The 21,565-nt window shown below is 56.4% G+C and carries 15 protein-coding genes, 1 pseudogene and 1 riboswitch; of the genes and pseudogenes, 10 read left to right on the forward strand and 6 right to left on the reverse strand.

Annotation, left to right across the window (positions count from 1 at the left end):
* Positions 1-68: 68 nt before the first annotated feature.
* The 3 genes from nadA to Q9R35_RS08200 all read left to right on the forward strand — a co-directional run bounded on the left by nadA (position 69) and on the right by Q9R35_RS08200 (position 4,768).
* Positions 69-1,202 carry a quinolinate synthase NadA gene (nadA, locus tag Q9R35_RS08190; RefSeq protein ID WP_252606458.1) on the forward strand — a complete coding sequence of 378 codons (1,134 nt, stop codon included), beginning with the start codon at positions 69-71 and terminating at the stop codon, positions 1,200-1,202.
* Positions 1,202-2,962 (forward strand): L-aspartate oxidase, encoded by a 1,761-nt coding sequence (gene nadB / locus Q9R35_RS08195; protein ID WP_311219643.1) that lies wholly within the window; start codon positions 1,202-1,204, stop codon positions 2,960-2,962. Before nadA ends, nadB begins: the two co-directional genes overlap by 1 nt.
* Positions 2,963-3,185: 223 nt before the next feature.
* Positions 3,186-3,273: riboswitch (glycine riboswitch) on the forward strand.
* A gap of 133 nt (positions 3,274-3,406) precedes the next feature.
* On the forward strand, positions 3,407-4,768 hold the full coding sequence (locus Q9R35_RS08200) for a D-amino acid dehydrogenase (RefSeq protein WP_080723668.1): 1,362 nt from the start codon (positions 3,407-3,409) through the stop codon (positions 4,766-4,768).
* On the opposite strand, the pseudogene Q9R35_RS08205 reads toward Q9R35_RS08200, so the two are convergent.
* The 3 genes and pseudogenes from Q9R35_RS08205 to Q9R35_RS08215 form a co-directional block, all read right to left on the reverse strand.
* A pseudogene (locus Q9R35_RS08205) lies at positions 4,713-6,890 on the reverse strand (ATP-dependent DNA helicase); the annotation flags it as partial. The gene Q9R35_RS08200 and the pseudogene Q9R35_RS08205 sit on opposite strands and share 56 nt — an antisense overlap.
* Positions 6,887-8,554, reverse strand: a complete 1,668-nt coding sequence (locus Q9R35_RS08210) for a VRR-NUC domain-containing protein (RefSeq protein ID WP_042480089.1) — start codon at positions 8,552-8,554, stop codon at positions 6,887-6,889. The pseudogene Q9R35_RS08205 and the gene Q9R35_RS08210, both read right to left, overlap by 4 nt.
* 39 nt (positions 8,555-8,593) lie before the next feature.
* Positions 8,594-9,103: a MarR family winged helix-turn-helix transcriptional regulator gene (locus tag Q9R35_RS08215; RefSeq protein WP_042480087.1), complete on the reverse strand. Its 510-nt coding sequence runs from the start codon at positions 9,101-9,103 to the stop codon at positions 8,594-8,596.
* Between the two features lie 85 nt (positions 9,104-9,188).
* Between Q9R35_RS08215 and Q9R35_RS08220 the strand changes: the two genes are divergently transcribed.
* Positions 9,189-10,058: a DMT family transporter gene (locus Q9R35_RS08220; RefSeq protein WP_197314079.1), complete on the forward strand. Its 870-nt coding sequence runs from the start codon at positions 9,189-9,191 to the stop codon at positions 10,056-10,058.
* A gap of 101 nt (positions 10,059-10,159) precedes the next feature.
* Here Q9R35_RS08220 and Q9R35_RS08225 read toward each other — a convergent pair whose 3' ends face one another.
* Positions 10,160-11,467, reverse strand: coding sequence for an aminotransferase class I/II-fold pyridoxal phosphate-dependent enzyme (locus tag Q9R35_RS08225; protein WP_252606453.1), 1,308 nt, complete (start codon positions 11,465-11,467; stop codon positions 10,160-10,162).
* Positions 11,468-11,544: 77 nt separating this feature from the next.
* Here Q9R35_RS08225 and Q9R35_RS08230 point away from each other — a divergent pair, with 77 nt between their 5' ends.
* Positions 11,545-12,348: a YggS family pyridoxal phosphate-dependent enzyme gene (locus Q9R35_RS08230; RefSeq protein WP_063692813.1), complete on the forward strand. Its 804-nt coding sequence runs from the start codon at positions 11,545-11,547 to the stop codon at positions 12,346-12,348.
* Positions 12,345-12,614 (forward strand): hypothetical protein, encoded by a 270-nt coding sequence (locus Q9R35_RS08235; protein ID WP_311219644.1) that lies wholly within the window; start codon positions 12,345-12,347, stop codon positions 12,612-12,614. The genes Q9R35_RS08230 and Q9R35_RS08235 overlap by 4 nt, the downstream gene beginning before the upstream one ends.
* A 141-nt stretch (positions 12,615-12,755) precedes the next feature.
* Here Q9R35_RS08235 and Q9R35_RS08240 read toward each other — a convergent pair whose 3' ends face one another.
* Together Q9R35_RS08240 and Q9R35_RS08245 are read right to left on the reverse strand one after the other, a co-directional pair.
* Positions 12,756-14,072, reverse strand: coding sequence for an MFS transporter (locus Q9R35_RS08240; RefSeq protein WP_042480076.1), 1,317 nt, complete (start codon positions 14,070-14,072; stop codon positions 12,756-12,758).
* A gap of 267 nt (positions 14,073-14,339) precedes the next feature.
* Positions 14,340-15,479, reverse strand: coding sequence for an FAD-dependent monooxygenase (locus Q9R35_RS08245; protein ID WP_009454531.1), 1,140 nt, complete (start codon positions 15,477-15,479; stop codon positions 14,340-14,342).
* 413 nt (positions 15,480-15,892) lie between these two features.
* On the opposite strand from Q9R35_RS08245, the gene Q9R35_RS08250 reads away from it, so the two are divergent.
* From Q9R35_RS08250 to Q9R35_RS08265, 4 genes are all read left to right on the forward strand, one after another.
* Positions 15,893-16,372 carry a MarR family winged helix-turn-helix transcriptional regulator gene (locus Q9R35_RS08250; protein ID WP_063692680.1) on the forward strand — a complete coding sequence of 160 codons (480 nt, stop codon included), beginning with the start codon at positions 15,893-15,895 and terminating at the stop codon, positions 16,370-16,372.
* A 79-nt stretch (positions 16,373-16,451) separates the two neighbouring features.
* On the forward strand, positions 16,452-17,615 hold the full coding sequence (locus Q9R35_RS08255) for an NnrS family protein (RefSeq protein WP_197314081.1): 1,164 nt from the start codon (positions 16,452-16,454) through the stop codon (positions 17,613-17,615).
* 167 nt (positions 17,616-17,782) lie between these two features.
* On the forward strand, positions 17,783-19,705 hold the full coding sequence (locus Q9R35_RS08260; protein WP_311219645.1) for a PIG-L family deacetylase: 1,923 nt from the start codon (positions 17,783-17,785) through the stop codon (positions 19,703-19,705).
* A 238-nt stretch (positions 19,706-19,943) separates the two neighbouring features.
* The gene (locus tag Q9R35_RS08265; RefSeq protein ID WP_042480071.1) at positions 19,944-21,374 is read left to right on the forward strand and encodes a hypothetical protein; all 1,431 of its coding nucleotides are present in this window, start codon (positions 19,944-19,946) and stop codon (positions 21,372-21,374) included.
* Positions 21,375-21,565: the final 191 nt, after the last annotated feature.

Genomic DNA, 21,565 nt, shown 5'->3' on the forward strand with positions numbered 1-21,565 from the left:
TCGCTCAAAAAGTCATATTTCCCATTTTTTTAATCCACTTATGCTCAAAGTGAGCATCAAGGACGAACATGATTCAGCATTTCCCCGTTGATGTCTGCCAGCCCGACGCCAAGGACGCTTTGAGCCGTCATATTACCTGGCATGAAGTCCCTTCCAAATTCAGCCTGCAAAGCGATAAGGCCACGTTGAAACAAGCTTTGGCCAAACACTTGAAGGAGCAAGACGCCGTACTGGTCGCTCACTACTACACAGATCCCGATATTCAGGATCTGGCCTTGGAAACCGGCGGCTGCGTGGGAGACTCGTTGGAGATGGCGCGTTTTGGGCAAGAGCATGAGGCCAGCACGGTGCTGGTAGCCGGCGTGGGTTTTATGGCTGAATCCGCCAAAATCTTGAGTCCAGAAAAACGTGTACTGGCTGTGCATGACGAGGCAACGTGCTCTCTGGATCTGGGATGCGCCCCCGAGGATTTCAAGCAATTCTGTGCTGCGCATCCGGACCGGGAAGTGGTGGTGTATGCCAATACCAGCGCAGCCGTCAAGGCACAGGCCGATTGGGTTGTGACGTCCTCCATCGCCCTGGACATCGTGCGGCATTTACACACACAAGGGAAAAAGATTCTATGGGCACCGGATCGTCACTTGGGCTCCTATATTCAGAAGCAAACCGGCGCAGACATGCTGCTTTGGCAAGGTTCCTGTCTAGTCCATGACGAGTTCAAGGCCGATGGTTTAAAAGCCTTGATGAGCGAGCACCCCGATGCCCAGGTTCTAGTGCATCCCGAGTCACCCGCTTCAGTGGTTGCGCTGGCCGATGTGGTTGGCTCGACAACTCAGTTGCTGCGCGCTGCCGTCAATCATCCTGCCAGCACCTTTATCGTCGCCACTGATCAAGGGATTTTACATGCCATGCGCCAGCAGGCTCCGGGAAAAACCTTTCTGGCGGCACCCACGGCAGGCGAGAGCGCCACCTGCAAAAGCTGCGCCTACTGCCCCTGGATGGCCTTGAACAGTCTGGAAGCCCTGCATCAACGCTTGAGTCAGCCAGGCCCTGGTATTCAAGTGGCGGCAGAGTTGCGTGAAGGTGCGCGACGCTCCTTGCAACGCATGATGGATTTTGCCGCTGCACAACAAAACAATCTGCGCGTGAGTGCAGACCTGGCCGAGCACAGTCAGCAGTTCCAACATGTAGGAGCCGCTTGATGCAATCAGGCTCAACACAGACGGATGTGTTAATCATCGGTGTGGGGTTGGCTGGCACCAGTCTGGCCCTGTCCTTGCCTTCCTCGATGAACGTGACCCTGCTGAGTAGCGCCCCCGTTCCTTGCGGGGCCAGCCCTATGGCCTTGGGCGGTCTGGCCGCCGTTCTCAGTGCCCAGGACAGCCTGGAACAACACATTGAAGACACGCTGGAAGCCGGTGCTCGGCACTCGGATAAGAACGCGGTACGTGGGATTGTGCAAGCCGCTCCAGATGCGGTGCACTGGCTACTGGAAAGGCAGGTGCCTCTGGACAGAACCGAAGATGGCCAATTGCATCTGACCCGCGAGGGTGGGCATAGCCAGCGACGCATCGTGCACGCGGCTGACGCAAGCGGCTCCGCCATCATGCAGGCACTGGTTCCCCAATTGGCTCAAGCCTCTCATATTCAGCAGCGGACAGATTGCCTAGCATTGGCTTTACGCCGTAACGAACAAGGCACGGTGGCTGGCGTGGATATCTACGACAAGCACACTCGTCGCTACGAGACTATTTTGGCGGACCATGTCGTGTTGGCAACAGGTGGACTGGGCAGTCTATATGCACACAGCACCAATCCCGGCAGCGCTTTGGGAGAAGGGATTGCCTTGGCCTGGCGTGCAGGTGCGGCGATACGCGATCTGGAGTTTGTGCAGTTTCATCCGACCTGCCTGCATGCAGAGGGTCCGACCTTTCTGCTGACTGAAGCCTTGCGTGGTGAGGGTGGTCATTTATTGGACAAGCAAGGCCGCCGCTTCATGCCGGACTACGACGCCAGAGGGGAGCTAGCTCCACGCGATATTGTGTCGCGTGCTATCGCAGCGCAGATGCGGCATGAAGGTAGCAACCATGTCTGGCTTGATGTGCGCCATCTTGGTGCGGACACTTTGCAGCAGCATTTCCCGAAAGCGTTGGAAGAAGGTTTGCGGCGGGGGCTGGATTTACGTAAGGATTGGGTGCCGGTAGCGCCTGCCGCGCACTACAGCTGTGGAGGGATTGAAACAGACTTGTCAGGCCGTACAACGGTAGCTGGTTTGTACGCCGTGGGTGAAGTAGCCTGCACAGGTTTGCATGGAGCGAATCGCTTGGCCAGCAACTCCTTGCTGGAGTGCGTCGTCATGGGGCGGGCAGCTGCCGAGGCGATTGCTAGAAGCAAGAGGACCCAGCGTTCAGCTTTGGTCCCTGAGACAGATGTTGCAAATACAAGTTCGATTTCAAGCTCATGTTCATACACAAACTCAAAACCAAACTCCAGTTCCAGTTCCAGTTCCAGTTCCAGTTCACAGGCTAGTGTCGTCCCCAATTGGGGTTTGGGTTTGAACTCTAATTCGAGCTCGAAGCCAAGTCCAAGACCTTCCCTTATGACTGCGGCGGCAGCCAATGCAGTGGAAAACATAACCACCACCAACAACAAAGGTTGCCACCATGGCGAAAGCAATAGCTATGGCAACGGCAGCAGTAGTAACCACAGCCCCTCCACCAACAATCCCCCCTCCCTCACCTCCTTACGCAACTTAATGCAAGAGCATGTCGGCTTGCTACGCAATCACCAAGGACTGATCCAAGCCTTGCACACCCTGGACCATTGGCGCAGGCAAATGAGCCTTCTCCCCCCCAGCCTCGACCAACGAACCCTCAGCCTGCAACTGGACACTGCCTGGCTGCTGACCCAGGCAGCCTTGGATCGGCCACACAGTCTGGGTGCGCATTACCGCTTGGACTAAGTCCATAAAGAAACAAGCCCCGCTCTGGACTCAACGAAATATCGGACCCAAATTAGGCGAACAGTAAGTAATAACTCGGCATCAAGGACCGGCAGACTCAACAACTTCCCGGGCTTAGCCAACAATCGCATCTATCCATGGAAACCCTCCAAGCGCTGCATGCAGCTCCCGGTTTACCCTGATTGCAAACTTTTGTAAGCACAGCTACTGTAGTCGCGTCACTACAGGCGGTATGAAAGAGACCTGTTCAGTCAGGCGCCGACGGAGCAACCACCCCGGAATCTCTCAGGCAAAAGGATCGTACCAGCCCGACACTCTGGAGAGCGGCGCATGACGCCCACCGAAGGAGCCCAGCCTGATACATCGGTTGGATAAACTCTCAGGTCACAGGACAGATGGGGTATTGCCACTACTCGGTGGTAATTCACCTGTCAGGAGCCTGTTATGTCGCATATTGCCGTCATTGGCGCCGGTATTTCCGGAATCACCACCGCCTACGCCCTCAGCCTGAAAGGCTATCAAGTTACCGTTATCGACCGCCTGCGCTACCCCGCGATGGAAACCTCCTTCGCCAACGGCGGGCAGTTGTCCGCGTGCAATGCCGAAGTCTGGAACAGCCGCAGCACCATTCTCAAGGGTTTGAAATGGATGATGCGCAAAGACGCCCCACTGCTGTTCAACCCTAAGCCAAGCTGGCACAAATACAGCTGGATGGCGCAGTTTGTAGGCGCGATTTCCGGTTACGAGCGCAACACCGTGGACACCGTCAAGCTGGCCATTACCGCCCGCGAGAATCTGTACCAATGGGCCAAGGACGAAAACATTGATTTCGACCTGGAACAGCGCGGCATTCTGCACATTTACCACACCCCCGGCGGCTTTGAATCTGGCAAGAAAGTCAGCCAGCTGTTGCAAAAAGGCGGTCTGGAGCGCCGTACCGTTACCAACGAAGAAATCCACCAGATCGAACCTGCCTTGCAAGGCACTTACTACGGCGGTTTCTTTACGCCTTCGGATGCCACGGGCGATATTCACAAATACACTCGCGGCCTGGCCAATGCTTGCGCCAAGCGCGGCGTGAAGTTCCTGCAAGATACAGAAGTTCTGGGTATTGATTGCGGCCCACCACATCGTATCCAGCTGCGTACCGGTGAAGGCGCTGAAGCCCACACCCATACGCTGTCTGTCGATTCTTTGGTGGTGTGCGCCGGCGTAGGCAGCCGTCATCTGGCCCATATGCTGGGTGACTACATCAATATCTACCCCGTCAAAGGCTATTCGATCTCGGTGTACCTGGATACGCCCGAAGCCCAACATGCAGCCCCTTGGGTCAGCTTGCTGGACGAAGAAGCCAAGATTGTGACCAGCCGCCTGGGCAAAGATCGCCTGCGTGTGGCCGGTACGGCGGAATACAACGGCGCCAACAAGGACATTCGCGCCGACCGTATTGCTCCGCTGACCAACTGGACCCGTCGCAACTTCCACGATGCGGCGACCGACCGTGTTGTACCGTGGGCAGGTTTGCGTCCCATGATGCCGGACATGATGCCGCGCGTAAAAGCAGGCAGCCGCCCGGGCGTCTACTACAACACCGGCCACGGTCACCTGGGCTGGACGCTGTCAGCCGCCACCGCACAAATCATTACCGAAGTGATTGCCCAGAACGAGCGTCAGTCCGCACCTGCTCAATTTGCCACCAGTCCGGCAGCAGCTGCTGCACCCGCCGCTGCCCATAGCGCTCGTCCAGCAGATACACAAAGCCTTGATCCAGTTCATCGCGAATCACACGACCCGCGGCCTGTGTAATCTTGCGTAGTCCGGGATACAGATAGGTATAGTCATAGGCCCGCCGCTCCCCAAAGAGCCGGGCCATGACTTGCCGCACCGACTCATTGGCCGGATTGAATTGCGGCAAACCCAAGGTGGCAATAAAAGCACCGATCAAGCGTTTACCGGGTAAATCTACCCCTTCTGAAAACGCCCCTCCCAGCACTGCCAAACCCACTCCCCTCCCGTCCAGCGTAAAGCGGTCCAGAAACTGCGTTCTTTGCAGATCGCTCATGCCCGGTTGCTGATGCCAAAGCGGCATATCCGGCCAGCGCTCCTGCAAGGCCTGGCTGACCTGCTCCAGATAATCAAAGCTGCTCAAGAACAAGAGATAGTTGCCCGGCTGCTCTTGATAGGCCTGCCCGACAATGTCGCAGACCCCGCTCAGGCTCTGGGCCCGGTCAGCATAGCGCGTGGACAGGCCAGCATACTGGCGTACCCGTAGCTGCTCGGCCCGATAAGGGGATGCCACGTTCAACTCAGCCGTGCTTGGCGGCAAACCCAAGACATCACGATAAAACTGTGATGGGTTCATGGTGCCGGAGAACAGCACCACACCGTGCGCATCGCCATAGCGTTCGGCCAGAAATGGAGCAGGCACGATATTGCGCAGGTTCAGGAGTACACCATCGCGCTGCGCCAAAATATCAAACAAGGAATGCGAGCCGAACTGTCCGGCCAGGTCCACAAAGTACAGCAACTCGAAATAAAACTGCAGCAAGGGGCTGTCTTGTGGCATGGGGTTCTCAGCCACATAGGCCCCTAAACGGGCAGCCAGATATTCGCACTGCTCCAGCAAATCCTCCGGGATTTTTTCCAGTCCCCATTGGTCGCCGCCTTCCTCGGGTATCAAGTCCTCCATCAAGCGAGTCAAGGGAGCGAAATGACGCTTCAAGGCCGAAGGCGCGGCTTTACGCGCCATACGTAGCTGCACTTGCGAGAAAGACGCGGAATACATGGAGCGGGCGCGTTCTACCAAGTTGTGTGCTTCGTCCACCAGAACAGCGCTGCGCCATTGCTGGACCAGAGTCTGGCTATACAGCACCGCATGCGTGTCGAAAAAATAGTTGTAGTCGCCCACAATGGCGTCCGCCCAGCGCAGCATTTCCTGGCTCAAGTAATAGGGACAGACCTGGTGTTCACTGGCCACTTGCTGCAAGCGCTGGCTAGTCAACATGGGTTGTTCCAGAGCTTGCTGACGAGCAGCAGGAAGGCGATCGTAAAATCCTTCGGCCAGGGGACAGGATTGGCCATGACAGGCTTTATCCGGATTGGGACACTGCTTGTCGCGAGCCACCATTTCCAGCACCCGCCACGCGCCCTCACCGTCCGGGCTTAAGCGCTGCAAGGCGTCCAGCGCCATTTGCCGACCCGAGTTTTTAGCCGTCAGATAAAACAGCTTGTCCAGTCCCGCCTCCGGCATGGCTTTCAGGCCGGGAAATATGACTGCCAAAGTTTTGCCAATACCCGTGGGGGCTTGCGCTAACAGGCACTGTGCATCGCGCTGAGCCCGGAACGCAGCTACAGCCAGTTGCCGCTGACCCGCACGAAACTGCTCATAGGGAAACTGCAGGGCTGTACAAGCCTGATCGCGTGCAAGCCTGTGCTTTTGCTCCTGCCGCCCCCACGCGACATAAGCGCGGCATTGCTGCTCAAAAAAAGCCCACAGATCCGTGCGCTCCAGATACTCGGAGATGCTGGTCTCTTTGTGCTTGTCCACGTGGTAATACACCACGCTGACTGTCATCCCCGGCAAATCGCGTTCCTGGCACAACATGGCAGCGTAGACCTTGGCTTGCGCCTGATGCAGGCGTCTATGGTGCTCGGGGATGGCATCAAAAGCACCCCGATAGGTTTTCAGCTCTTCCAGACAATTGCTGACAGGATCAAACCCATCGGCTCGCCCACGCACCAAGAGCCCTTCCATCTCATATGACAGCGGCACTTCGGCTTCATAATGCTCGGGGCGACGCAGCTTTAACTGCTGGTGGCCCAGCATACCTTCTTGCGCCGTGGCCGCAGGTGTAAAACGCAGGTCCAGATCCCCGCTACGGGCGGTAAATTCACATAAGGCTCGTACGCCGACCGTCCAGGCTTTCATGTGGATTCAGGCCGTGTCACATAACAGACACGCGCAGGGATGGCGTGCTGCTCGAAATAACTTAACCAACGTCGCTGATTGTCCTGCAAGCGGTCTCCGGGGCCTTTTACTTCAATCAATTCATAGCCTTGCTGGGCAGGCATGAAGCGCACCAAATCCGGCAAGCCGGAACGGTTGTCCCGCCAATCCTGCAAAATGCGCTTGAACACCAGCTGTAAATGCTGGGCGGGGATGCAATGCAAGGCCTGCTCGATCAAGGATTCATCCAAGGCGGGCCAGATCAGCAAGGGGCACTGTATGCCGCGCTTTTCCTGCCAGCGTTGCCAGATCACGGTTTTATAGTCTGCGCCGTCCAGCACACTTAAAGACTGATCAAACAAGTTCTGCCTGCGCGACACAAAATCCGGATTCCCCCAATCGGCCGGACAGGCTTGATAAGGATGGAAAAACGCGCCGGGCAAGGGAGCAAAAATGGCATCCCAGCTCAACAAGCCCAATAAGGCCGGGAACAAGGCGTTCTCTACGTAAAACACCGGAGCCAAAGGACTGTCCCAATGGGCCAATACCTGCGACTCGACCCGATTTCCATCATCAAACAGAACCAGATCACTACGTTGCGTGCGGCTTGCCGGTTTATTGGACGGCGAGCTGGGCGGAGCTTCTACCGCCAGTTTGCGACGCATGCGAGGCAACATACGCAGCAACTTCTGGGTTTCGCTTTCATTTTCAGGCTGGTTCCAGGCCTGACAAAACAAGGGCCAGGCGCCTTGATGATTCTCCTGACGCTCCAGTACCCGCAATTGGCGGTAACGGGCTCCCGGCCAGCTTGTGTGCAAATACGCTTGTTCGGCCAAGGTCCACCAATGTTGACGTTCGGCTTGTTGACCTAGCTGAAACAGGGTTTTCGCCTTGCGTCGTTGAAGCCAGTCGCTGTCGGTCTCAATGGCCTGGACGGCTGCAAAGCGCTGGGCCCACAGATCCGGATCGGCCTCATCCTGTGCGTCTCGCAGCTCGGACAAGGTTTCATATAAGCGCACGTCCTCATTGTGGCGAAACGCCCGGCTGGCCTGATCCAGAACCACGGTTTCGTAGCGATATAAGCCCAGATCGCTCAGCACGAACTCGGACCAGTCCTGGTAATGATTACCAAAGAACAACAGCTGCAAACGCTGTGCCCAATGCATGACTTGCGGTGATAGGCGCAGCGTCGGAGCTTGCAGGCTTGAGTCTGCACACCACTCCCGAAAGGATCGGGCATGGTCACCATGAGCCTGCCCAATCCACTCCAGATAGTCCGATTTGCGCCCGGTGGCTGGCAGATCACTAAACAGGCGACGAAGTTCGGGCACCGTATGGACAGCAAACAAAGTTTCCAGATCCAGTTCAGGATCAGTTTCTATCAGCTCGCACGCTGCCAGCTCTTGCACTGCCGCATCCAGGTTTTCGATCTCGGCATAACGCAGCTTGTCGATACGAAATACCGGGCCTTTACGCATCAGCAAGCGCACCAACAGGGCTTGTGCAGGCTGGGAAGCATGCACAAAACGATGGCCGCACTGGACGTGTTCAGGCTCCAGCAGGTCGGAACTGGCGTGCTGTACCCACTGCAAAACCTGATGAAAATTATGCAGATAGTAAAAAGGAGGAAGCTCGGGCGGGGTCATAAGTAGGCTGTGTATATATCCAGCTACTTTAGCATTCCTTCAAGCCGGGCGCGACTCCAACAAACGCATCCAGTCGCGCAACAAGGTATCCAGACTTTGCCGCTGCGTGGCATCCAGACCCTCCAGCAAATTTTCTTCATTGGCCAAATGGTCCACCACAACGGCATCCACACAGGCCAAACCCGCCGGGCTCAAACGCACCAGAATACGGCGGGCATCTTCCGGGTCGGCAATGCGCTCGATCAGGCCCTGCTTTTCCAGGCCCTGCAAGCGATGCGTCATGGTGCCGGAGCTGACCATCAAGGTGGAAAACAAAGCGGTGGGTGCCAAGGTGTACGGCGGGCCGGAACGGCGCAGGCTGGCCAGCACATCAAACTCGCCCAACTGCAGGCCATGACGCCTGAAGTTTTCGCTCATTTGTTTTTGGACCAGTTGGAAGCAGCGCGTCATGCGGCCCAGCAAGGCCATGGCCTCCAGGTTCTGTAAGTCTGGCCGCTGTTCGCGCCACTGATTGATGATCAGGTCTACCGCGTCGTGTTCTTCGCTCATGATTTCTCGTTGTCGATATTTATCTTGATATTAAGATAAATCATCCCTACACTGGCATTTATCTCGACATCAAGATACTTTTACCATGAACCGACTTTCTCTTTGGCTGGTGACGGCCTTGACCGCCCTGGGGCCCGCCATCTGGGGTTCTACCTACATTGTGACCACAGAAATATTGCCGCCCGACCGCCCTTTTATCGCGGCCTTTTTGCGTTGCTTTCCGGCTGGCGTCATGCTGCTCTTGTGGAGTCGGCGCATGCCTGCCCGAGGCGACTGGGGCAAGACCCTGATTCTGGCGGCCTTGAATATCGGGGCATTTCAGGCCTTGCTATTCGTCGCAGCCTATCGCCTGCCAGGTGGTTTGGCTGCCGTTGTGGGGGCCGCTCAACCCTTGGTCGTGATTGCGCTGGCCTGGGCTTTGGAAGGTAAACGCCCGGTCACCATGGCTTTAGTCGCTTGCGTGATCGGCATTGTCGGCATGGGTATTTTGCTGCTCTCACCAGAGAGCCAATGGGATACCTGGGGCATGGTCGCGGCCATTGTCGGGGCCCTGTGCATGGCCTTGGGCACGTACCTGTCGCATCGCTGGCGTAGTGGCATGCCGATTCTGGCCTTCACAGCCTGGCAATTGATGCTGGGTGGTTTGATGCTGGCCCCTCTGGCCTTATGGCTGGACCCGCCGCTGGACAGTTCCCTGAGCGGAATACAAATCGGCGGTTATCTCTACCTGTGTCTGGTCGGTGCACTGCTGGCCTATACCCTGTGGTTCCGCGGAATTGCCGTTTTACCCTCTGTGGCCGTGTCCTCGCTGGGTCTGCTTAGTCCTTTGACCGCTGTAATTTTGGGGTGGCTGATTTTGGGTCAGGCCATGACAGGCTCCAGCCTGCTGGGCATTATTCTGGTGATGGGCAGTGTGCTGGCGGTGCAGTGGATCAGCAATCGGCCCGCCAAATAAGCATCTTGCGCCCATAAAAATAGCGCCCCTATTAACTATCTGGATGGGCGCGTAAGAGAGTTCACTATCTTGCTACTCCGTTAGAAGCAGCAAGATAGTGACTAATAACGTTCTTGCAGAACTTGAGCCAAATCGGTTGCAAAGCGTTGCGCGTCTTTGGCATCCAGATTCGCAAAACTGACACGCAAGCCTTGAGCGGGGTTGCTCACCCCAAAGACCTGTCCGGATCGAACCAGCCAACCACGTGCGGCCAAGCCTGCCAATACCGGCTCGGCTTCCCGATCCAGCGGAATCCACAGATTGAAGCCTTCCTCGCTATCCCAAAAAGGGATGCTCTGCTTTTTCAGGGCTTGCATCAGATCGGCACGAGCCTGTACGTAAGCGGCTTGTGCAACACGAGTCTGCGCCTTGATGTCGGCATCGGTCAGCCCATGAACCACCATTTGCTGCAACAGATGGCTGACCCACTGAGCCCCCGAAGCCAGACGTTGCGACAAACGCTCGCTGGTTTGCAGGTCTGACGCGACCAGAGCCACACGCAAATCCGGGCCCAGGCCCTTGGACACGGAACGGATCAAGGCCCAACGCAAATGATCGGCTGGAATCACGTTTCGATAAGGACTGCTGGCCAGCATCCAGAAATGGTCATCAATCATCAACAACAATTCGGGATACCGTTTCAGGATTTGCTCGATCTGCTTGGCGCGGGCACGGCTTAACGAACATCCCGTAGGGTTGTGCGCACGCGGAGTCAGAATCAAGGCGCGCAAACCATCTTCCAAAGCTGCTTCCAGCGAGGCCGGCACGATCCCTTCGCTATCAACCTCAATCCCCACTGGCTTGTAGCCCAGTGTATGCACGGAGTTGATGCTGTTCAGATAGCCGGGATCTTCAATCCCGACCTTGTCGCCCGCCAGCAAAAAGGCTTGCAGCAAACGCTCGATCGCGTCGACCGCACCATAGCTGACGTGGTAATCAGTATCGGGGGGGGTGTCTTTATGGAACACCTGCTGACATACGGCGCGCAGTTCAGGCACCAACGGGTCGGCGCCGTACAGAGCCTGGGTTTGACCCCGCACCCCGGCTATCAATTGGGTAGGGGCTGGCAAATAGCCCAACGCCGGATTACCGCTGGCCAGATCCTGCAAGGCCGAGCTGGCACCGTGCCCTTCCCGCGCCAGCTCCCGGATTGCTTCACGAATCCGTGTACCGCGACGGCCTTGTGCATCGGCCACCCCGGCAGAGACCAGGCGCTTGTATGCCAGGGCAACCGTGTTCCGGTTCAATCCCAGTGTTTGAGCCAGTTCGCGTACCGGCGGCAAAATCTGGCCCGGAGCAATTCGCCCCAGTGCCACTTGCTGTCGGATATCATCGAAAAGTTCCTTCGCATTGCTTCCCTGGATATTCATTTTGACCTATGACATAATAGTTTATGCGCGACCCGCAGGGTCGAGTTTATCTTTTTTTTCTTCCTTACTGGTGCGCCATGTCCGAATCCGCCCCTGATCTACTTCACACCGAGCATTATCCCACCTCCACCAGTGTAGAGGCATTTCGGGAACGCATTGCCCTGGTACAACAAAGAATTGATGCCGCCTGCGTGCGCTACGGGCGCGCCGCTGGCGATGTACGTTTACTGACTGTCAGCAAAACCTTCGGGATTGACCGCATCCGCCTGGCTTACCAGGCTGGTTGCCGATTGCTGGGCGAAAACAAAGTGCAGGAAGCCGAAGGCAAGTACGAAGCCCTGCGCGAAGAACTGCCGGATTTGGAATGGGCTGTTATTGGACACCTGCAAAGCAATAAAGCCAAGTCCGTTGCACGTTTTGCCTCCGAGTTTCATGCACTGGACAAGCTCAAGACCGCTGAAGCGCTAGACCGCCGCCTGCAAATTGAAGGCCGCAGCCTGGACGTTTTCGTACAGGTAAACACCTCCAGCGAGGACAGCAAGTTTGGTTTGCCACCCGAAGAGGTACACGCTTTCGTGCGCGAACTACCGCAGTTTTCTGCCTTGAAAGTCAAAGGCCTGATGACCTTGGCCTTGATGGACGCCGACCCGGAACGGGTACGTCCCTGCTTTGCCCTGCTGCGCAATTTGCGCGATCAGCTGCGCAATGACATTGCCCACGCTGAAGACATTCGTGAGCTGTCCATGGGCATGTCGGGCGACTACGAAGTCGCTATTGCCGAAGGCTCTACCATTGTGCGCGTTGGACAAGCTATTTTTGGTGCACGCGCCACGCCTAACAACTTTTACTGGCCCGTCTCCGATACGGCAACAACATCATGAATCCACTACGCCTGATCATCCGTCAAAACGGCAAAGAAGTCGGACACTTTGAATCCAGCCCTTGCTGCCCACCCGAGCAGCTGATTACCGTCGCCCGCCACCTGATGATACTGCCTGACAGCGAACTGGAACTACAACAAGCCAAAGGTGAGCACCGTATTCTGGATAGCGGCCCGCACGGCATACGTGTTTTAAGCGCACAGGTTTTGTACGAAACTGTTGATTTGCAGGCCTGGTTGCAACAGGGCAGCAAAGTTACTGCCTGAACCTGATTGGTGTTCGGCCACAAGCCTGACACCGTGGTTCGGCAAAGCGGCGTGCCTAAGACGCCGCAACCATAAAAAAACATACCCGGTTAACAGCCGGGTATGTTTTTTGTGTTTCAGACGACAGGAGCAAACAGCGACTTAGCGGTTCACCTGTTTGGCTGGCAAGGCGAAAGCCAGCAAGCAGCTCACCATCAAGCTACCGGCAAACAGCCACAGAGCGGCGCTGCCCGAACCTGTCAGATCGGTTACCCAACCAATCAAGGAGTTGCTGACCAGACCGGCGATATTGGCCAGCGAGCAAGCCAGAGCAAAACCGGTTGCCGCAGCGGTGCCTTTCAGGAAGGTTGCTGGCAAGCTGAAGAACACAGGTACCGCACCCATAATCACAGCCGAAGCCACGGTGAAGGCCAGAACGGTCAACCAGGCGTGATGCGCCACAAAGGTACTGGCAACCAGCGCAATTGCACCGATGGTCAGCGGCACGATCAAGTGCCAACGGCGTTCACGGCAGCGGTCCGAGCTGGCACCAATCATCAACATGCCCACCACACCGGCTATCGATGGAATCGCCGTCATCAGGCCAATCTGGAAAGGATCCTGCACACCCGCCGCACGGATAAAGGACGGCATCCAGAAACTGATGGAGTACGTGCCCAACAGAATGGAGAAGTCGATTCCGCCCAGCATCCACACTTTCAGGTTGAAGAAACCATCTTTGAAGCTGTGCTTGACGCCCTTGCCTTCGGCATCGTCAGCGGCCAGATCCGCAGCCAGACGAGACTTTTCGTCATTGCTCAGCCACTTCGCGGACTGATAGTTGTTCGGCAAGGCCCAGAAGGTCAGGATACCGAGCAGCACACTAGGAATCGCCTCCAGGAAGAACAGCCACTGCCAACCGCGCCAGCCATTCATGTGATCAAAGTGACCGATAATCCAGCCGGACAAAGGACCACCAATCACGCTGGACAGGGGCAAACCGATCATGAACAAGGCGATGATCTTGCCGCGTCGGTAAGTGGGGAACCACAGGGTCAGGTAGTACAAGACACCTGGCAGGAAGCCGGCCTCTGCCGCACCCAGCACGAAACGCAGGATGTAGAACTGCGTGGGTGTGGTGACAAACATGGTCAGGCCAGACAAGATGCCCCAGGTAATCATGATGCGGGCAATCCACAACTTGGCGCCCACACGTTCCAGAATCAGGTTGCTGGGTACCTCGAACAGGATGTAACCCAGAAAGAACAGGCCCGCGCCCAGGCCGTACGCAGTCTCGCTCCACTGCAAATGATCGAGCATTTGCAGCTTGGCAAAACCTACATTGATTCGGTCCAGATACGCAGCCAAATAACAAAAACACAGGAATGGGATCAGACGCCAGACGATCTTCTTGTAGAGATCTCCGTTTCCGTCCCGGCCTGCAGGCACAGCCGTGGGACTTTGGATGGATGAATGCACCTTGTATATCTCCAGATAATTATTGGTATGCCTGGTGAACCAGAAAACTGCCTGATAACAGCGCCTGACATAACACAGCAGGGCCCTGAACGCGTCCGCATTCCCCCCATTGGGCTGCAGACCGTTTACAGATGAAGAATGATGTATCAACGGTGACTCCCGACTGGACATGCCCTGCTCTATCTATAGAGAGGTCAAGCACAGCGGGACCCGATCAGATTGATGCGCTGAGCCCGGATCGCTCCCGGGTTCAGCGCAGTGCACTGCTTAGCTGGACTTCAGGTCCTGACCGTACAGGTCGTAGCCGTAAACCCAGGCCGGATCTTCTTGCGTGCGCAAGAAGGTGTTGGCGTTGGACACGGACTGGACACGAGTCGCGCGCTCTTTGCGGTTGAGCTCGTACAGATCAAAGGCCGTGCGGAAATCCGACAAACCGGTCTCTTGCAAGCAGCGAGTCAACATGGCGGCATCTTCAATAGCCATGCAAGCACCTTGAGCCATGTGTGGCTTCATGGGGTGACATGCATCGCCCAACATGACCAGACGACCACGGCTCCACAAAGGCAGCGGATTGCGGTTGCGCAATGGCCACTTGGTAATGCTTTCGGTCGATTTGATCAGGTTCTGAACCGTGGAATGATAGCCTTCAAATGCGGCCAGCATCTCTTCTTGCGAGCTGTCTACGTACGCACCCTGGAAATCCCAGGCAGGATGTGGCACGCCAGTCACAAAGTAGTATTCATCGCGCTTGCCGGTGGTGTAGTACACCATCATGTGACGGTCGTCAGTCCACCATTTCACACAGTCCTCGAACTCGTCGGCAAAGCGAGCCAGATTTTCGCCACGGATCAGGGCACGGTGTGCCACCCAGCCGCTGTAAATCGGGTCTTCTACGCCCAGCAGGGTTTCGCGGATCTTGGAGTGAATGCCATCGGCACCAATCACAATGTCAGCCGTCACGCTGGTGCCATCGGCAAATTCCAGCAAGACGTCGTCACCACGATCCACCAGGTTTTGCAAACGCTTGCCAAAGTGCACGGTGCCCGGCTTGATGCTGTCAATTTGCAAGGCGTGCATATCGCCACGGTGCACAGTGATGTACGACGCACCGTATTCTTTCTTGGCAAATTCACCCAGAGGGATACGGGACAGGTAGTCGCCCGTTTCGCCATCACGGCTGAACCAGAAATCAGGGTGCGAACCCATATCGTCCAGTGCTTTTTCCAGACCCATGCGGCGGAAAATCTTCATCACGTTGGGGCCCACGTGGATACCGGCACCCAAACGCGAGAATTCTGGCGCCTGTTCAAATACTTCTACCTCAAAGCCAGCTTGCTGCAACAGAGTCGCCGCAGCGGCTCCGCCAAGACCGGCCCCTACAATCGCAATCTTGACTGTTTTTTCCATCGTTAGCTCCAAATCACGGCACTCATCAAAAGTGCTCACCACATGTTTTTTAGTAGTGTACACACTAAGTTTAAGCATGAAAACAGGTGATTAAGCTAGGGTTTATACCTACCTAAAGCCAATTTAAATGACTAGAAAAGCAGCTTTTAGTTAGCCTTTAATTCAATAATATCAACAAGTTAAAAGAAAAAACCAAAATAAAACCAAGCCTTTAATATCTAGGCATCAAATTTATTTAATTTTCAGATTTAACAGCGTGTAGACTCATTTATTGCGGTGCACACTCTGAAATGATGGATACTTTAAATGCAAAACAGCTGATCTGGATCAGGCGTGAACAGGCCCCTGGGAAGGTATACTTGCCCAGTTGTTACGCAACTGGCCTGCCCATTCCACAACAAGACAGAAAGACTATGCAGCCTACCTCCCCCGTTTCCGAGCCTCAAACCTTGTCCTACGATGTCACCGAACAAATCGGCCACCTGCTGCGCAAGGCGGGCCAACGGCATACGGCCATCTTTCAGCATTACGTGGGTGACAACCAGCTAACCGCTATCCAGTTCGTGACCTTGTGCGCCCTGCGCGATCACGGCCCCAGCTCGCAAACCGAGCTGGTCGAAGCCACGGCAGTAGACCAGGCCACCATACGGGGCATTATTCAGCGCCTGAAATCGCGCAATCTCATTGAGCTGGCACCGGACAAGGACGACAGACGCAAGGTGATTGTGGAGCTGACCCAGGAAGGGCTGAACCTGCTCGATCGGGTCATCCCACGCGCCCATACCATCAGCGAACTGACCATGGGCAATCTGAACCCCGCAGAACGCGTCGCTATCGTCTATCTGTTGCGCAAGATGATCGACAGCACGCTGGATATGAGCGACAAGGAATAAGGCCAGACATCACTTGAAGACACTATGTTTTATTCGGTCTTTAAGATATATTTAAAATACATCTTTTAACTGATACGCCATGACTCCTTTGACTGCCTCCCCCGCCTCTACCCGCCCCGAATGGCGCGCATTCCTGGAACTGGGATTTCGTCCCCTCTATCTTTTAGCCACACTGTGGGGTGCAGCCAGCATTGCGCTTTGGCTCTATACACCCGGCTGGCTGTCCAATACGGCCATTCCATCCCTGTACTGGCATGCCCATGAAATGCTCTGGGCGTTTATCGGCACGATTGCCGTGGGATTTTTGCTGACAGCCAGTGCCACCTGGACAGGACAGCCCACCTTGCGCGGCCCGTCTTTGGGCGCCTTGTGTCTGATCTGGATTCTGGCTCGTTTCAGCCTGCTGCTTCCCAACGGCTTGATCGCGGCCTTGATACTGGATGCCTTGTTTTTCGTTATTGCCGCCGCTGAGCTGGCCCGCGTGATTCTGATCGCTCGCAACAAGCGCAATTACGGTATCCCCCTGGCCATGCTGGCTTTGGGTCTTAGCCATGCCTTGTTCATGTACAGCCTGATGCAAGGGCAAGACCCCATGCCCTACTTCTACAGCGGCTTCTGGACCATGGGCTTGATCACCTTGCTGATTGCCCGTCGCATCATTCCCTTTTTTGCCATGCGCGCCTTGCCGGGCTTGAGCTTGCCTGCGCAAATTCGTAGCGGTCATTGGCAAATGGGTTTGAGCGCTGTCGCGATTGCCTTGTCACTGAGCCCCTGGCGTTTGCCTTTAGCCATTGTTCTGGCTGCATTGGGCTTGATCGCCTGCTTCCAGTGGGTACGCTGGAAACCTTGGGCCAGCCGCAACACGCCACTGTTGTGGATTCTGTACCTGGGCTATGCCGGTTTGGCTATAGGCTTGTTAAGTGCTGCCGCCTACGAAGCAGGCTGGATTCTGCGCGCTGCCTGGCCGGTACATATTGTGGGTTTGGCAGGTTTTAGCGTCATGATTATCGGCATGCTGACCCGTACCGCTCTGGGCCATTTAGGCCGCCCCCTGCGTGCCACGCCCAAAGTGGTGCTGGGCTATGGACTCCTGATTGCCGCCTGTGTCTTGCGCTTGCTGGCCCTGGTTCCCAGCAGCTGGAGCTTGCCTTTGTTGCATGCCGCTGGCCTGTGCTGGATTCTGGCCATGCTCAATTACCTGCATCAGTTTGCGCCCATGTTGATTCGCCCCAGACTGAACTGATCGCAGCGTCGGCGCCACACTTTAAAAAACAAAATCCCTGACGCCGTTTATCTTTATTTTCTGCCTGACAGTGCCTGCTTATACTAAGCAGGCACGTTGTTTGCACCCTCTGCAGGCAACGCGGGACGGATCGTTCTGATCCTTGTTTATTCCGCGCTCGTATCCCCATGCCTCTTGCCTGTCTGACTGGCTCTTTTCTGAAACACACTCTGCTTGGCGGACTGTGTGCTCTGCTCTTGCCGCTTTCTGCCCAGGCCACCGATGCCTGTCATGGCAGTCGAGACCTGGTCGTCGTTGGCCATATGGACGACGACCTGCTGTTCATGAACCCGGACCTGTCCAGCAATATCCAGGCCGGTGTCTGCATGCAGGTTCTGTATCTGACCGCCAGTGAACGCAAAGGCGGGCTGGAGTATATGTACAGCCGCGAACAAGGTGTACGCGCCGCCTATGCGTATATGGCCGGGCTGGTCAATGAATGGCAACAGACGCGCGTGATGGTCGGCAGTGCGTCAATCACACAGTTCAGCTTGCAAGCCAGACCGGGCATTCAACTGAGCCATTTACGCCTGCAAGATCCTTGGCTGGGTCCGGGCTGGGGAAGCCTGACGCCCTTGAGCCGCGCAGAATCTGTACCTGGTCAAACCGTACAAACTCTGGACAGCCCGCAACAGACACTGAACCGCGAGCAGTTGGTCCAGACACTGGCCGCCTTGATACGGCTGTATCAGCCCACCAGTGTTCGCTATCTGGATGACACCAATCCCGTGCCTTACACCCAGCTGTGCTGGCGTTGTACCGGACACGGACACCCGGACCATATCGCCAGCGCCCGCCTGGTTCACGAAGCCATGCTGGCCGCCCCCGGCAATTACGCGCAAATTGGCTATGTGGACTACCCCATTCAAGAACAGGCCCGCAACCTGACCTTGAATGAAATTCACAGCAAAACCGAGATTTTCCGGCGCTACGCCTGGCACGATCAACATGCGTGCAAAGGCCCCACCGTGTGTCAGGAACCCGCTGGCCCTGCCGCTGCATGGGTACAGCGCAGTTACTACACCAGCCGCGCGGACTACCCCGCCAGCCTCTTGAGTGACAGCGAAGGCAGACTCAGCTTTTTCGCATCGGGTGAACAGAACGACGCCATCAATCAATGGGATGTGCAAGAACAGCGCTGGATGACCTTGGGCGGACGCACAGCCGATACCTTGAGTGCTTTCCAATACGCAGATGGCAGCCCCGGCCTGTTTGCCCGTGATGCCACCGGGCAAGTCTGGTTCAGCCGCTCCGCTGACGAGGATGACTGGCTGGCCTGGCAACGAATACCCGGCCCTCGCATGTTGCACACCCCCATGGTCAGCCGCCGTGACAGTCAGGCTGTCGCCATGGGAACCGATGGCCGTTTTTATTGGAGCGCCGCGCGCCAGCCTGATTACGGCTGGAGTGCCTGGAAAGCCCTGCCTGCATTGGAACAGGCCGCCTACCCCGCCACTCTGAGCCTGGATCAGCAAGGGCACGCCCATGTATTCGCCAGCAATCTGCAGGGCCAGCTTTTTCAGACCTATCAGCAAAGCGACTCGCAATGGCGGCCCTGGCAAGCAATTCCTGCTCCCCCCATCAGCGGAGGGCTGGCCTCCATCCTGAATGCGCAAGGCCATATTGAGCTTTACATGCGCGACCGCCAAAGCCAGCATTTGCTGCGCCTGGCACAAAGCGGCAAGCAAGGCTGGACAGCCCCCCAAAACCTGGGCTTGAACTATGTGGGAACACCCGCACTGAGCCTGGATGAGAAAGAACAGGTCATTGTCGCGGTTCAAAAAAACCCCGGCGGTGCGATTGTGATGCTTGATCAAGGGCAGGAGCAGGAAGTCGCCAGGCAATCTGCCTCTCAACCCACTTTATACAGACTGAACGGCATCTTGTACCTGGCCAGCCGCCCGGTCGGTCCCGAGCAGCGCTATCGACTGCTGGAGCGCCGACACGGCAAATGGGTGCAAGTTGCCCTGACCCAGCCCCCGCCACCGGGAGGAGGACAGTCTTTTAGCGAAGCCCCCGCCTTCATCACCCAGCCCTATGTGCAGCCTTGAAGCCCAATCACGCTTTTAAAACGTAACAAAGTACGCTAGGACGGCCGTTGCTCCCAAGGCGAGGCCGGGCCAACAAGCGAATCCAGTTATTGATTCACGCCCCAGCGATAAACCCGGAATACACGCCTCTACCGTAGTATCTTGTTGCAATAGCGTGCGCTGGCTCTCCCAGCTCCAGTACAATCGCCCGCTAACGGCCGCCGGCTCATCGGTGCCTTACTTTTACTCTTCAGAGATCATGAAGCCAACTACCCTATTTGCAGCCTTGTTGGGCGTCGTCATCGGCGCCGGTGGCGCTATTTATTACGCCAAAAACGTACCCGTACCGGCAAGCGGCCCGGTCAGCGCCCCCAGCACCATCGGTGCTTCCCAAACTCTGGTGTTGGGCCAATCTGTCTCTGGCGAATTGACCAGCAAAAGCTTTTTGAACCTGAGCGATGGCGTACGCAGCAGCTTGTTTGATGTGAAGGCTGAGGCTGGCCAGATCATCAAGATCAGCGTTAGCGGCCCTTTGCGTCCGCAAATCAGCGTGCTGCGCAACGGCGAGCTGGTAACACGTACTCAGCGCTGCGAGGACTGCCCCGAGAGCGAGACCAAAGGCCAGGCCACCACACTGGGCTTCAAGGCTGATTTCAACGACACCTACCAGGTGGTTGTCAGCGGTTTCAACACCAGCTCCTACGGCCCTTTCCAGGTCGTCGTCGACACTCTGAAAGCCTACACAGGTGACCCGCTGACCCAAGACCAGACCATTCATGACTGGGCATTGGGCGGCCAGAAACGCTACCGCCTGAATATCGAGAAAGACGGCTTGTACAGCATTGCCATGAAGGCCGAGCAGAACAGCCTGGACGCCTATCTGAAGCTGATGGACCGTCGCGGCATGGAACTGGCCTCGGATGATGACAGCGGTGGCGGCACTGATGCACGTCTGCAGGTTTACCTGAAAGCGGGCGAATACATTGTGCAGGCCAGCTCGGCCATGGGTTCGCAAAACTTCCAGGGCGGCTTCTCGCTGCAGATCAAACCCGAAGAGATGACCGGCGAGATCGAGCTGAAAAACGGCGACAGCCTGACTCTGGACGGCGATGGCAAAACTGGCCTGTTCACAGGTGAAACCCAAACCTACAGCTTCACCTTGTCCGAACCCAAACTGGTCACCGTGCAAATGGATGCCCAGGGCTTCCAGGCCACGATGGAAGTGGATTCCACCAGTGCCAACCAATACGGTGATGAAGCTGGCCAGCAACGCGTCCGCGGCGTACTGGCTGCAGGCGAACACCAGGTGAAGATTTCTGGCTCCAACCAGGCCGGCTTGTTTGCCCTGTCCGCCTCGGCCGATGAAGTCCCTGCCAATGCCGGCGGCGGTACCATCCGTGTGGGTGAGCCTCGCCAGGCCCTGATGCTGCAAGGCATCACCAGCGACAGCTACCAGTTGACCGTACGTCAGCCTGGCAGCTACGTCATTGACATGACCTCGCCTATCTTCGACACCTACCTGGTGCTGCGTAAAGACGGTCAAACCGTTGCCGAAGACGATGATAGCGGCGGCGACATGAACGCACGTCTGGAAGTCCAGCTGGAAGCGGGCGAGTACGAAGTCAAAGCCATGTCTTTGGGTAGCTACGACCAGGATATGGAATATGAGCTGTCGGTAAAACGTCGTTAAGACGGTTCAGACAAGCGGAAATCAAGGCTGAAAGCTCCCGGGCTTTCAGCCTTTTTTCTTGTCCTGCAGCCAACTTGGGCTTGATCTGAAACAAGAACATTGACGCTACAGGGTATACACCTAAGTACGCCTACCAAGCCTGCAAAGCCGCATCACTACTGGCTTCAGAGACCGCCTCCTGCCTCTCTCCG

This window comes from Alcaligenes sp. AB3 (assembly GCF_031844565.1).
GTDB lineage: Bacteria > Pseudomonadota > Gammaproteobacteria > Burkholderiales > Burkholderiaceae_B > Alcaligenes > Alcaligenes faecalis.

Excerpts from the sequence above, each read along its gene's own strand:
- nadA (WP_252606458.1), top strand. The coding sequence starts at position 69 with ATGATTCAGCATTTCCCCGTTGATGTCTGCCAGCCCGACGCCAAGGAC.
- nadB (WP_311219643.1), top strand. The coding sequence starts at position 1,202 with ATGCAATCAGGCTCAACACAGACGGATGTGTTAATCATCGGTGTGGGG.
- Q9R35_RS08200 (WP_080723668.1), top strand. The coding sequence starts at position 3,407 with ATGTCGCATATTGCCGTCATTGGCGCCGGTATTTCCGGAATCACCACC.
- Q9R35_RS08210 (WP_042480089.1), bottom strand. The coding sequence starts at position 8,554 with ATGACCCCGCCCGAGCTTCCTCCTTTTTACTATCTGCATAATTTTCAT.
- Q9R35_RS08215 (WP_042480087.1), bottom strand. The coding sequence starts at position 9,103 with ATGAGCGAAGAACACGACGCGGTAGACCTGATCATCAATCAGTGGCGC.
- Q9R35_RS08220 (WP_197314079.1), top strand. The coding sequence starts at position 9,189 with ATGAACCGACTTTCTCTTTGGCTGGTGACGGCCTTGACCGCCCTGGGG.
- Q9R35_RS08225 (WP_252606453.1), bottom strand. The coding sequence starts at position 11,467 with ATGAATATCCAGGGAAGCAATGCGAAGGAACTTTTCGATGATATCCGA.
- Q9R35_RS08230 (WP_063692813.1), top strand. The coding sequence starts at position 11,545 with ATGTCCGAATCCGCCCCTGATCTACTTCACACCGAGCATTATCCCACC.
- Q9R35_RS08235 (WP_311219644.1), top strand. The coding sequence starts at position 12,345 with ATGAATCCACTACGCCTGATCATCCGTCAAAACGGCAAAGAAGTCGGA.
- Q9R35_RS08245 (WP_009454531.1), bottom strand. The coding sequence starts at position 15,479 with ATGGAAAAAACAGTCAAGATTGCGATTGTAGGGGCCGGTCTTGGCGGA.
- Q9R35_RS08250 (WP_063692680.1), top strand. The coding sequence starts at position 15,893 with ATGCAGCCTACCTCCCCCGTTTCCGAGCCTCAAACCTTGTCCTACGAT.
- Q9R35_RS08255 (WP_197314081.1), top strand. The coding sequence starts at position 16,452 with ATGACTCCTTTGACTGCCTCCCCCGCCTCTACCCGCCCCGAATGGCGC.
- Q9R35_RS08260 (WP_311219645.1), top strand. The coding sequence starts at position 17,783 with ATGCCTCTTGCCTGTCTGACTGGCTCTTTTCTGAAACACACTCTGCTT.
- Q9R35_RS08265 (WP_042480071.1), top strand. The coding sequence starts at position 19,944 with ATGAAGCCAACTACCCTATTTGCAGCCTTGTTGGGCGTCGTCATCGGC.